Raw genomic sequence first — 12,267 nt, 5'->3', positions numbered from 1 at the left:
ACCCGCTGCCGGATCGGAGAGCGCCAATGCAGATCGCCAGAAGCCAACGCAAGGAAATCGACGCCCTTCGCGACACGCTGCTGAGCATCGAAGGCGTTGCAGGCCGCCCGGCGCGCGACACCTTCGCGCAACTGCGCGTGCGCCTCGACAACTGGGCGGCACGTGTCGCGGTGATCGGCCAGGTCAAGGCCGGTAAGTCGAGCTTTCTCAACGCCTTCCTCGGACAACAGGATTTCCTGCCGTCTGACGTCAATCCCTGGACGTCTGTTGTGACCAACCTCCGCATCAATCTGGCGGGCGATCCCGAAACCGGTGCACGTTTCGAGTTCTTCGACGAAACCGCCTGGGACGAGATCGTCAACGGTGGGTCCGAAGTGCGTCGCCTGACCGAACAGCTGCTTCCCGGATTCGATGCCGATCTTCTGCGCGCACAGACCGAGGCCATGAAGACCCGCGCGCAGGAACGGCTTGGCGCCTATTACCAGACGCTGCTGGGAACTCACCACGATTATGACGTTCTGACGCCCGAGCTGCTGCAGCGCTATGTCTGCGCGGGTCACGGAGACGAAGGCCCGGGCGGCCGTTCCGAACCGGGCCGCTATGCGGCGATCACCCGCGTCGCAAATCTCTACTTCCGCCGTCCCGAGTTTGCCGTGCCGACGGTTCTTACCGACACGCCCGGGGTCAACGATCCCTTTCTCGTCCGCGACGAATTCACCTGTCGCAGCCTCGACAAGTCGGATGTGTTCATTGTGGTCCTCTCCGCCCATCAGGCGCTGACCGAGGTTGACGTGGCCCTAATGCGGATCCTCGCCCAGCAGGACGACAAGGACGTGATCGTCTTCATTAACCGCATCGACGAGCTCGACGATTTCGACACCGATGTTCAGCGTGTGGTGGGGGATGTCTCCCGCCGGTTGCAAGCAGCCATTCCTGATGTCGAGTTCACCATTCACGCGGGCAGCGCCTGGTTCGCCGACCTGGCCCTGCGCGGCGACGATGAGGCCGCGTTGATGCGCGAGGCGCTCGACGACGAACACCTGCATTCGTACCTGCACAGCGCCTACGGCTTTGTCCCGGCGACCGAACGCGAACGCTTTCTGCTGGCTTCGGGGCTCGAGGATGTGAAGCGCACGCTGTCTATGGTGATCGACCACGGCATCGGCAGCCAGCAGATCGCGCAACTGGTCGAGGACGCCCGCGCCGAAATCGCCGCGCTGCAATCCGCGACCCGGCGCGAACGCGACTCGATCCAGATGCAGGTCGAGCGGATGAGCGCGAACAACGCGCAGGCCGCCTTCAATGCGCTGGAGCGCGAACTTGAACAGCTGGAAGGCATAGCCACGAAGGTGGAAGCTGCCTGCGCCACCGCGGTAAAAGAGATCGACGGGATCATGAGCCGGTCCACAACCGCTCTCACTTCCGCACTGGACAAGGCAATTGCCGACTTCATCGGCGAACAGCAGGAGCATATTGCGACGCGGCTGTCGGAAAGTGCCACCGCCGGAGCACCGCCAACCCGAATGGAAATCGACCTTCTGCCCCTGCGCGCCCACTTGGAGGAAGCCATCACCGCCCGCTATGCCGCTGCCCGGGCCGAGATCGACAAAGTGCTGGACAACGGGCTCGCCGGCACCAAGGCTGCCGCAGCCGGCGCGTTCGAGTCCGAAACCGATGGCATCACGATGGAGGGTCTTCCCGGGGACGATTTCGCCTCGACACTGACCCTCGCGCGCAAGCGCATCGACCTCGGCCTGATCACCGCCCGCACCTGGGCCTTCTGGCGCCGCCGCGAAATCGACCTGGCCAAGACCATGGATGCCCTGCGCCAGATCACCGCGGCCGACCTGCGACCGGCGATCCAGACGATTGTCACCGCCTTCAGCGAGGCGCTTGCCGCACGTGCGGTTGCCGGACAGAATCGGATGCAGGTGATCCGACGCATGATTGAAGGCGCGACGGAGGAACGCAGCCGCCGTCTGCGCTCTGACAAGGCAAGAATGGAGCAGATCGCCCGCGATCCGGAAGAATTGCGCCGGATGGTGCATCGTTTGCACGGACAGCTTGAGGTCCTCGAGCGGCGCATCCAATATCTTGCTGTAAATGACAACACGCTGTGTCGCACCACCCTGTCGCGCGCGGCCTGAGGACAAAAGCATGAATGCCCGGACGCTGAATCTCACCTCCCTGAAGGTCGAGCCATCCGCTCGCCGGCCGGTGCGAGTTGCGGTCTGCGGCGAAGTGAATTCGGGCAAGTCCAGCGTGATCAACGCGATGGTGCGCCAGGTCGTCACTCCCGACCTGTTCGGTCAGGATCATCGCCCGGTCTTCCACATCCGCCACGGCAGCAAGCCGCACGCGCTGGTCAATTTCGACACCGGCGAAAGCGAGCTCTACGACCGTATCGACCGCTGTCCCGATCTTGTTCATGCCCTGTCCTGCGAGATTGTGGTCAATGCGCCGCAACTGGCCGGTCTCGAACTGATCGAGGTGTCCTTGCCGGAAGACGGAATGATTCCGCCGCCGACGCAGACGCTGCTCGCCAATGCGGACCTGCTGGTCTGGACCACCATCGCCAGCCAGGCGTGGCGGCTCAGCGAACGCACTCTCGTGGCTCGTATGCCTCGCTCTCTGCATCAGCGTGCCACGCTGGTCGTGACCCGCAGCGACAACATCAAATCCCGCGACGATCTGCGCCGCATTCACAGGCGCCTCGTTGCCGAAACCTACGAATTCTTCGATGACATCGTCTTCCTGCGTGCGGCCCGGAAACTTATCGGTGCCTCGACCGAGTCCGACCTCGCCTTCGAACGTTCGGGCGGGCGCGAGCTCTGTGGCGTGATCGGCGAATTTGCAGGTGAAATCGCCGCTATTCCCGGCCGGCTCGATTTGCCCGCGCCGCGCCGTCGCCCGGCCACAGCCCTGCCGACCGAACCCGCCACTGATCCGGACGCGGCCGCCCCCCATTCAGCCACATTGCGCGAACTGCGCGAAATGGCCGGCGGGATGAACGGGCTACTTTCGGCGGGCATCGCCCACGACGCTGGCCTCAATCGCCTGGCCGGAGGCTCCGGCCTGGCCGAATCCACCGCCGCGCTGTGCCGCGACCTCTGGGCACGGCCTCTTGCCGAGGGCGGTATCGCCGTTGCCCCGGAGGACGGTCCGGCCCTGATTGAAATGGACGGGCATTACCTGCTGATCCAGCCGGCGGCGGATGGGGCCGGGCTGCTGTTTCTGCTCTGTTATTCAGGCAAGATTACCCGCGGTCTGGCGCGCAACGCCCTGCTGCGCATGACACGGATCTGGGACCGGCGGCGTTGAGCCGCCGCCGCCATCACGACCGGGATTGCGCAACGCGCGCGCCAGTCGCGCTGGCCGCGTCCATGAACCCCTCGATGATCATGTCCGCGACTTCGATGTCATAGTGCTGCGTCCAGTTGCGCGTTGCTTCCATATCGACATAGGTGATGAAGTCCTGCATCGCCTCGTTGTCGATCAGCGCATCCGGGAGATCGTCGTTCTTGATACGGTCCGCCACGCCCGGAGTTTGACACAAGACCTCGGCTAGTTCGACCGTGTCGCCCTTCATGGCACGCTGCACGAACCAGTTTTCGCCCTGCCGCCGGCGATAACCATAGCTCACTTCCGAGCGGAGTTCGGTCAGCAGAACGCCAATCGCAGTGCGCTGTTCGGTATTCAGAATTTCATCGCTCATTCCGGCATCCTCGGTTACTCTCGGCCCTCACGCAAAAAGGGCTACCGTTTCGGCCGGAACGCCCGGACCGACCCGGGTCTTCGCCGGCAAAAGACGACGCCCGCAGCGGGCGCGCTTTGCCGTATCGCGAGTCCCTGCCGCCGGATTGCCCGACGGACGAGTCCCACGCTCGGCATTTGCCAGCAAAACCTGTCGAAACTTGGGCGATGGTTGGTAAACAAGAGATTGTCTTTGCGGCAGACTGGTAAAGCCTCCGGACCGGCAACAATCGCTGGTCACGCCTGGTTGATTTCTTCCTCCCGCCACGCACCGTCACCCGCGCCTTGGACGTTGCCGTAATGTCCTGCACTCGCTAATCAAGTCTGGCCGAATGGGGGAGCATGCAAGGTGCAGGCACGATATCTCGTGGTCGCGGGCGCATGCCTGACCCAATTCACCGTGATAGGGCTGCTGTTCTCCTTCGGCCTCTTCTTCAAGGTCTTCGAAACCGAGTTCGGTTGGTCCCGCACACTGTTCTCGGCCTGCTCGTCCCTGGCGTTCTTCATGATGGGCCTTTTGGCGATGGTCGGTGGACGGCTGACCGACAGCTTCGGCCCGCGCAGGGTGCTTGCGGCAACAGGTCTGGCCTATGGCCTCGGCTACGCCCTGATGTCACAGGTCAGCGCGCCATGGCAGATGTTCGCGATTTTCGGCACCCTGATCGGCCTCGGTCTTGGCACCCATGATGTGGTAACGCTGTCCACCGTCGCGCACTGGTTCGGTGAACGGCGTGGTTTGATGACGGCAGTGGTCAAGGTCGGCACGGCCCTGGGCCAGATGGTGCTGCCCCTCATTGTCGCACTGTTGATCGCAGGCGTCGGGTGGCGCGTCACGGTGATCGCCATGGGGGCGCTCGCCGCAATCGTGCTCTTCGGGGCCGCGCAGGCGATGTCGCTCCCGCCCGTAGCGAGAGAGACTCCGGGGGCCACGCAGGTCGACCAGCCAGTCGCGGGCAACCGCCGCACTTTGCTGATCCTTTGCGCGATCCAGGCCTGTTTCGTGCCGACCCTCCTGACCGTGCCGCTCCATCTGCCGGCACATGGCGCCGATCTCGGCCTCTCGGTTCCCGGCTCGGCAGGACTGGTCTCCATCGTCGGCGGCGCCAGCGTTGCCGGCCGTCTCGTGCTGGGCCGTGCCCTGGATGCCATCGGCGGGCGCAACGCCTATCTCATCTGCCTTGCCGGGATGGTCGTCGCCCTGGCCGGCTTGGCCGGTTTCCGGAACCTTGCCCTTCTGTATCCCACAATTGCGCTCTACGGCTTCTGCCACGGTGCGCTTTTCGTCGTCGTCTCACCTACCGTGGCCGAATATTTCGGCCTCTCCGGCCATGGCGCCAAGTTCGGCCGGGTGCTGTTCGCCGGCAGTTCCCTGGCCTGGCTCGGTCCCATCCTTGCGGGCACCCTGTTCGATACGACAGGCAGCTATTTCTGGGCCTTCATCGCGCTCCTGGTGCTGACACTCCTCGCCTTCGCCCTGACATTGTCCTTGCCGCGCCGCCGCCACGCCTGATCCCAAAAAGCGCCGCAAGGCCCCTGTATTTCGTCTGAGGGCGCCATAAATCCCTTTCAGGACAGGGCGCGCACTGCAGGGAAAGGCGTCATGACTGCCCGCAACGATACCGTGATGGACCGATTTCTCGACTGGTTCGGTCGTCGCCTCTCGGCCAAGCTGAACCGCCCCAGCCCCGGTTACCGCCCCTATACGCCTTCAGATTTCGACCGCCTTCAGACCATCCTGCGCCCCGGTGACGTCCTGCTGGTTGAAGGCCACGAGCGGATTTCGGTCGGGATCAAATATCTGACCCAGTCCACATGGTCGCATGCGGCCATGTATGTCGGCGATGCTTTGCCCGTACCGGCGGATGGTTCGGAACGTCCCCGCCTGATCGAGGTCAATCTGGGCGAAGGCTGCGTTGCCGCTCCGCTGTCGAAATACCGCTCCCACAACACGCGCATCTGCCGTGCGCCGGGGCTGAGCGATGCCGACCGTATTGCCCTTGTCACTTTCATGAAAGAGCATCTCGGCACGCGATACGACCTGCGCAATATCATCGACCTTTTGCGATTTTTCTTTCCCACGCCACCGGTTCCGGTGCGGTGGCGGCGGCGGATGCTGCATCTCGGGTCGGGCGATCCGACACGGGCCATTTGTTCCTCGCTGATCGCGCAGGCCTATCAGGCGATCAACTATCCGATTCTGCCGAAAATCCGGGTCGAAGGCGAGGAGGGCGATTTCATCCGCCGCGAGGTCTTCCTGATCCGGCACCACTCGCTTTATACCCCACGCGATTTCGACCTTTCGCCCTTCTTCGAGGTTGTCAAACCCACGCTGGCCGGTGGCTTCGACTATCACGAGGTGATCTGGGATACGTCAGTCGGGGCCACACTCTAGTCCGCTGCCGCGTCCACCTGGTGCACCTCGATCACATTGCCGTCGGGATCGTAGAAGAAGATTTGTCGCCAACCCGCAACCGCGCGCTCGCCCCAGTCGGAATAGGGAACGCCTTGCCCGTCGAGATGCGCCTTGAACGCATCGAGGTCATCAGTGCGATAGGCGATATGGCCGTGACTGACCGGGTTGACGATCTGCCCGGTTCGAAATCCCGCCCGCACGTCCTTCTGCGCCAGATGGGTCTGGATCGCCCCGTCGGTCACGAAGGCCACGTCGCCGGCATAGCCCTTTGTCTTCTCGAGCACCGGCAGCCCCTCGGTCTCGCGTTCCAGGCCCAGCACGTCCCGGTAAAAGGCGTCGAGCCGTTCGACGTTTTCGGTCACGACATTCACATGGTGCAGGGTAAGCTTCATACCGGTCTCCTGTAATTGAGGGTCAGCAACGTCTTTGGAGGATTTTCGTCCGTTTTCCTGCGCGGACAGCCGGCCGTCTCATAGCCTTGAAATCGGCGTTCCCATTTTTCGTACTGAGGACATATCACCGGTCGCCCCCGTCGCCGCCTTGTCCATCTCGAACTGCCCGGCCTTTGACGACCTTTTGTGTCGCCGGACCAAGATCCTCCATGATGCCGCGATCCTGTGCGCCGCCGCGCTTCGGGGCAAGCCGGAATCGATCGGACAGGCAAGGCGGCCTTGAAGGCAGAGGCGCATGGCGGTAAACGGCGCGGGACCGTTCGGAGATGACCCATGTCGATTGACGAAACCACTGCCGCCCGCGTGGCCAAACTCGCGCGGATCAAGGTCGAGCCCGAGGCCTTGCCGGGCCTCGCCGCCGAATTCAATACGATCCTCGGCTTCATCGAACAGCTGAACGAGGTGAACGTCGATGGCGTCGAGCCGATGACCTCGGTCACGCCGATGAAGCTGAAACGACGTCAGGATCAGGTTACCGACGGCAACCAGCAGGGCAGGGTCCTGTCGAACGCGCCCGATGCGCGCGAAGGTTTCTTTGCAGTCCCGAAGGTGGTGGAATGAGCGCGCTGAACACGTTGACGCTGGCCGCCGCGCGCGACGCCCTGCGCAAGAAAGAGACCACCTCGGTGGAATTGACCGAGGCCTGCCTCAAGGCCATCGACGACGCCAATGCGCTCAATGCCTTCGTCCACAAGACCCCCGATATCGCGCTGGAGCGCGCCAAGGCTGCCGACGCGCGTCTGGCGCAGGGCGATGCGCCTGCCATGTGTGGCCTGCCCATCGGCATAAAGGATCTCTTCTGCACCAAGGGTGTGCCAAGCCAGGCCGCCAGCCGTATTCTCAATGGCTTCAGACCGGAATATGAATCGACGGTCAGCCAGAACCTCATCGATGCTGGCGCCGTCATGCTCGGCAAGCTCAACATGGACGAATTCGCGATGGGCTCGTCAAACGAAACCTCCTGCTATGGCAATGTCGTGAACCCCTGGCGGCGCGGCAACGATGACGCCGCGCTGACCCCCGGCGGCTCTTCGGGCGGCTCGGCCTCCGCCGTCGCGGCCGACCTGTGCCTTGCGGCCACCGGCACCGACACCGGCGGCTCGATCCGCCAGCCCGCTGCCTTTACCGGCATCACCGGCATCAAGCCGACCTACGGGCGCTGTTCGCGCTGGGGCATCGTCGCCTTTGCCTCCTCGCTCGACCAGGCCGGCCCGATGACCAAGGACGTCCGTGACGCGGCGATCATGCTCGAAGCGATGTGTTCGTCGGACCCCAAGGACAGCACCTCCGCCGACCTGCCCGTGCCGAACTTCGAGGCCATGCTGACCGGCGACATCCGCGGGAAGACCATCGGCATTCCCAAGGAATACCGGATGGACGGAATGCCCGACGAAATCGAGGCGCTCTGGACCCGCGGCGCCGAGATGCTGAAGGACGCTGGTGCGAAGATTGTCGACATCTCGCTGCCGCACACCAGATACGCCCTCCCGGCCTATTACGTGATCGCGCCGGCCGAGGCTTCGTCGAACCTCGCCCGTTATGACGGCGTGCGCTATGGCCATCGGGCGAAGCTGTCGCAGGGCGACGGCATCACCGAGATGTACGAAAAGACCCGCGCCGAAGGTTTTGGCAAGGAAGTACAGCGTCGCGTGATGGTTGGCACCTATGTCCTTTCCGCCGGCTTCTACGACGCCTATTACAACCGCGCCCGCAAGGTGCGGACCCTGATCAAGAAGGATTTCGAGGATGTGTTCGCCCAGGGCGTGGATGCGATCCTGACGCCCGCCACCCCTTCGGCTGCCTTCGGTCTGGGCGAGATGCAGGATGCCGATCCAGTGCAGATGTATCTCAACGACGTCTTCACCGTGACGGTCAACCTTGCAGGGCTGCCCGGAATTGCGGTGCCCGCCGGACTGGACCGGCAGGGTCTGCCGCTGGGGCTCCAGCTGATCGGCCGCCCGTGGGAGGAAGGCGATCTGCTCAATACCGCCCTTGCGCTGGAAACCGCCGCTCAGTTTGTGGCCAAACCGGCGAAATGGTGGTAAAAACGGCCTCAATCAATAAGAACATCGAGGCGTGTGTAATGCGGGTACCCCTGATCCTGATCCTCGCAGGCGCGTTGGGCGCCTGCTCAACGCAAGTGCCCGACTCGGGTTACGATGAAATGAGCGGGCAGGCTCCCAGCGCGGCCTCTGCCGCAAACGGCCTGTTCATTCCGCCGTCCGCTGTGTCCGGTGAGGCGCTGCCGCCCGCGCCGGCTGGCGTGGCATCCGCTGCCTCCGTGGTGCCGAACGGACCCGCACCGGCGACGGCGCAGACCACAGACAGCTTCCTGGCCAATGCGTCGAGCGATGCCGATCTTGCGGCCGAAACCGCCGCCGCCCTGGCCGCGTCCAGCTCCAATTCGGGCGTGGCGCCGGTGGTCGCCAGCCCTTCGAACCCTGCGCCGGAGATCCAGGTTCCCGCACCTGTGGTCGAGGCTCCTGCACCTGCGGTCGAAAACTCCGCCGGCCTGTCGACGGAAAACGACTTCAAATCCGTCGCCAACTCCCGCACCATCGAAAGCGACGCGGAACGCATCGCCCGAAACCGGCAGCAATACCAGCTGATCCAGCCGACCGCGCTGCCGACGCGTGATGGCTCGGCCGGCCCGAACATCGTGACCTTCGCGCTGGAAACCACGCACGAACGCGGAACTCAGATGTACAATCGCAGCGGACTGAGATTGCCCGGCCACACTGAACGAGCCTGCGCTCGTTATCCCTCCGCGGATCAGGCGCAGATCGACTTCCTGGCCAGCGGAGGCCCCGAGCGTGATCGGCGCGGCCTCGATCCCGATGGCGACGGGTTTGCCTGCGACTGGAACCCGGCGCCCTTCCGCACGGCGACAAAGCACTAGACCTTGCCGCCGCGCTGGCATCCGTCTCCGAATTTCGGCCCGCGGCGCGACGGTCTGCGCCCGTCCCTGGTGGTGCTGCACTTCACGGCCATGCGCGATGCGCTGTCCGCGCTGAACCGTCTTTGTGACCCCGAGGCGGAGGTCTCGGCGCACTATCTGATTGGCAATGACGGCACAGTCTGGCACCTCGTCCAGGAAGAAATGCGTGCCTGGCACGCCGGCGCGGGCGAGTGGGCAGGGCAGGGGGACATCAACTCGCGCTCCATCGGGATCGAGCTCGACAACACCGGGACACATCCCTTCTCGGAACTGCAGATGGCGGCGCTCGAACCCTTGCTCGAGGGCATCCTGTCCCGCCATGGCATTCGACCGGAAGGCGTGATCGGGCATTCCGACATGGCGCCCGGCCGAAAGACCGACCCCGGACCGCGCTTTGACTGGGCGCGGCTCGGACGTCTGGGACTTGCTGCTGCCCCGATACAGTCATCCATCGTTCCGGACGTCTCGCCTGCCGCCTTCCGCGATCTCGCCCGCAGCGCAGGTTTCACCGCACCGGTCGACGACGCCCTGCTGCTGGCCAACGTTCGCCTGCGCCTGCGCCCCTGGGCTCGGGGGCCTCTCACGGCAGAGGACCTGGCTGCCGTCGCAGGAATGCCGGCGGCGGGCGACCTCGCCTGATCGGCCCATCGCTTTCGGGCTGGCGGTTCGGTTCAGGCTTTTATCGCCCCGCCATTCCCGATAGGTCGCATGGCAGAACAGTCTGAACGGAGAGATCCTCGAAATGCACGTCGGTATCATCGGTGTCGGCCTCATGGGCCACGGAATCGCCCGCAACGTTCTGTCGCGCGGCGGCTTTGCGCTCAGCTTTCTCGACCACCCCGGCAACCAGCCGACGGACGAAATCCGCGCGCTCGGCGCCACCGCCTGTGCGACCCCCGCCGAAGTGGCCGCGGCTTCCGACGTGATCCTTCTTTGCGTCACCGGCTCGCCTCAGGTCGAGGCGGTGATCACCGGAAAGGACGGAATTGCCACAACGATCCGGGCGGGCACCGTGGTTGTCGATTGCTCGACCGCTTTGCCCGAGTCGACGCTGCGCATGGGCGAAGTCATCCGCAAGGCCGGCGGCGACTATATCGACGCGCCGATGACCCGGACAGCAAAGCACGCTCATGAAGGGACGCTGAACCTGCTTGCCGGCGGCCCGGCCGAGGTGCTCGAACGGGTGCGACCGGTGCTAGCCTCTTTCACCGAAAAGGTCGATCACGTTGGCCCGCTCAGCCATGGCCACCGGCTCAAGCTCCTGCACAACTATGTGTCTATCGGCTTCATGACCCTGCTGGCCGAGGCCGCTGCCCAGGCTGGCGATGCCGGAGTCGACCCGCAGGTGTTCGTGGATGTGCTGGCCGGCGGCGGCGGGGCCAGCGTCGCACTCGACCGTCTTGCCCCCTACATCGTCTCGCAGAACCGCGACGGATTGCCGTTCTTCGTCTCCAACGCCTTGAAGGACATCGACTATTACCGCAGCATGTCCGAGGCTTCGGGCGCGCAGAAAACGGTCGCAGATGCGGTGTCCGCCGCCCTCTCGGGAGCGGTGGCGGAGGGGCACGGCGATGCCTATGTCCCGGAGCTTGTCCGCCTGTTCCGAACGGCGCCCGAGGCCTGAACGGGCGCTTGGCCAATCCCTCGCTCCGAGGGGTTGCCTCCGAAAATTGCCTTGTGTAGCAACGATGGACCTTTAAAGGGAGGAATTCCATGACTTTCGTAACCCGCGGCCTGGCTTCTGCCGGCGTTCTTCTTGCAATGGGCCTGCCCGCGCTCGCGCAAACCGAAGTGAAGATCGGATATGCACTGGCGCCCGACAGCCACTACGGTGTCGCCGCAGCGAAACTTGAAGAAGTCGTTAAGGCGGAAACCGGCGATGCCTTCGAGTTCAAGCATTTTCCGTCCTCCGGTCTCGGCGGCGAGCGCGAAGTGATCGAGGGCCTGCAACTGGGCACCGTCGAGGTGACCATCGTTTCCTCCGGCACCCTGGCCAACTTCGTGCCCGACACTGGCGTCTTCGACATCCCCTTCCTCTTCCGTGACCTGGCCCATGCCCGCGCCGTGCTGGACGGGCCCATCGGACAGGATATCCTGACCAAGTTCGATGATGTCGGTCTGCACGGTCTAGCATGGGGAGAGCAGGGCTTCCGCCACATCACCAACAACCGCAATCCGATCCACACGCCGGCCGATGTGGAAGGCCTGAAGATCCGCACGATGGAGAACCCGGTTCACCTGGCGGCCTTCAACGCCATGGGTGCGGCGCCGACCCCGATGGCCTGGCCGGAAGTCGTCTCGTCGCTGCAGCAGGGCGTGATCGACGGTCAGGAAAACCCGCTCTCGGTGATCGTTTCGGTAAAGCTCAACGAGGTCCAGAAGTATCTGACCCTCTCGGGCCACGTCTATTCGCCGGCCATGCTGCTGGTGTCCAAGCCCTTCTGGGATGGTCTGACCGACGAACAGAAAGCCGCCTTCGAGAAGGCCGGCAAGGAAGCGGTCGCCGCAATGCGCGGCTATGTCGACAATGTCGAGAAGACCGGCGTTGAAACGCTCAAAGAGCGCGGCATGGAAGTCAACGAACTGTCGGCCGAACAAAAGGCCGAATTCCAGGCGTCGATCGCCTCTGCCTACGAAGGGTACTACAACACTTATGGCAAGGACCTCGTCGACTCGATCGTGAACTTCAAGTGAGACCTGCGCACCGGCGC

At 64.0% G+C, this 12,267-nt stretch carries 12 protein-coding genes; 10 read left to right on the top strand and 2 right to left on the bottom strand.

Translation table 11 applies throughout. The features are described from left to right. Nucleotides 1-26 precede the first annotated feature (26 nt). Nucleotides 27-2,147 carry a dynamin family protein gene (locus ACFO5X_RS02460; protein WP_380715544.1) on the top strand — a complete coding sequence of 707 codons (2,121 nt, stop codon included), beginning with the start codon at nucleotides 27-29 and terminating at the stop codon, nucleotides 2,145-2,147. A gap of 10 nt (nucleotides 2,148-2,157) precedes the next feature. Then, a complete protein-coding gene (locus tag ACFO5X_RS02455; protein ID WP_380715542.1) occupies nucleotides 2,158-3,321 on the top strand; it encodes a P-loop NTPase family protein in 1,164 nt (387 codons plus the stop codon). A gap of 13 nt (nucleotides 3,322-3,334) precedes the next feature. Here ACFO5X_RS02455 and ACFO5X_RS02450 read toward each other — a convergent pair whose 3' ends face one another. After that, complete coding sequence (locus ACFO5X_RS02450; RefSeq protein WP_380715541.1) at nucleotides 3,335-3,715, bottom strand: hypothetical protein; 381 nt, start codon at nucleotides 3,713-3,715, stop codon at nucleotides 3,335-3,337. A gap of 387 nt (nucleotides 3,716-4,102) precedes the next feature. Between ACFO5X_RS02450 and ACFO5X_RS02445 the strand changes: the two genes are divergently transcribed. Both ACFO5X_RS02445 and ACFO5X_RS02440 read left to right on the top strand, forming a co-directional pair. After that, on the top strand, nucleotides 4,103-5,263 hold the full coding sequence (locus ACFO5X_RS02445) for an MFS transporter (RefSeq protein ID WP_380715540.1): 1,161 nt from the start codon (nucleotides 4,103-4,105) through the stop codon (nucleotides 5,261-5,263). Between the two features lie 90 nt (nucleotides 5,264-5,353). After that, complete coding sequence (locus tag ACFO5X_RS02440) at nucleotides 5,354-6,145, top strand: C40 family peptidase (protein WP_380715538.1); 792 nt, start codon at nucleotides 5,354-5,356, stop codon at nucleotides 6,143-6,145. Here ACFO5X_RS02440 and ACFO5X_RS02435 read toward each other — a convergent pair. Next, nucleotides 6,142-6,558 (bottom strand): VOC family protein, encoded by a 417-nt coding sequence (locus ACFO5X_RS02435; RefSeq protein WP_380715537.1) that lies wholly within the window; start codon nucleotides 6,556-6,558, stop codon nucleotides 6,142-6,144. The genes ACFO5X_RS02440 and ACFO5X_RS02435 overlap by 4 nt on opposite strands. Nucleotides 6,559-6,891: 333 nt before the next feature. Between ACFO5X_RS02435 and gatC the strand changes: the two genes are divergently transcribed. The 6 genes from gatC to ACFO5X_RS02405 all read left to right on the top strand — a co-directional run bounded on the left by gatC (nucleotide 6,892) and on the right by ACFO5X_RS02405 (nucleotide 12,250). After that, nucleotides 6,892-7,179 (top strand): Asp-tRNA(Asn)/Glu-tRNA(Gln) amidotransferase subunit GatC, encoded by a 288-nt coding sequence (gene gatC, locus ACFO5X_RS02430; protein ID WP_380715535.1) that lies wholly within the window; start codon nucleotides 6,892-6,894, stop codon nucleotides 7,177-7,179. Further along, nucleotides 7,176-8,663, top strand: a complete 1,488-nt coding sequence (gene gatA, locus ACFO5X_RS02425; RefSeq protein WP_380715534.1) for an Asp-tRNA(Asn)/Glu-tRNA(Gln) amidotransferase subunit GatA — start codon at nucleotides 7,176-7,178, stop codon at nucleotides 8,661-8,663. The genes gatC and gatA overlap by 4 nt, the downstream gene beginning before the upstream one ends. Next, entirely contained in the window at nucleotides 8,654-9,517 is an 864-nt protein-coding gene (locus ACFO5X_RS02420; protein ID WP_380715532.1) for a hypothetical protein, read from the top strand. The genes gatA and ACFO5X_RS02420 overlap by 10 nt, the downstream gene beginning before the upstream one ends. Nucleotides 9,518-9,520: 3 nt before the next feature. Beyond that, a complete protein-coding gene (locus ACFO5X_RS02415) occupies nucleotides 9,521-10,195 on the top strand; it encodes an N-acetylmuramoyl-L-alanine amidase (protein WP_380715531.1) in 675 nt (224 codons plus the stop codon). Nucleotides 10,196-10,298: 103 nt separating this feature from the next. Beyond that, the gene (locus ACFO5X_RS02410; RefSeq protein WP_380715529.1) at nucleotides 10,299-11,180 is read left to right on the top strand and encodes an NAD(P)-dependent oxidoreductase; all 882 of its coding nucleotides are present in this window, start codon (nucleotides 10,299-10,301) and stop codon (nucleotides 11,178-11,180) included. Nucleotides 11,181-11,269: 89 nt separating this feature from the next. Then, complete coding sequence (locus tag ACFO5X_RS02405) at nucleotides 11,270-12,250, top strand: TRAP transporter substrate-binding protein (protein ID WP_380715527.1); 981 nt, start codon at nucleotides 11,270-11,272, stop codon at nucleotides 12,248-12,250. The last annotated feature ends 17 nt before the right edge of the window (nucleotides 12,251-12,267 follow it).

The sequence above is a fragment of the Seohaeicola nanhaiensis genome (assembly GCF_042654245.1).
Classification (GTDB): Bacteria; Pseudomonadota; Alphaproteobacteria; order Rhodobacterales; family Rhodobacteraceae; genus Seohaeicola_A; species Seohaeicola_A nanhaiensis.
This window is presented reverse-complemented; position numbering and strand designations above follow the sequence as displayed.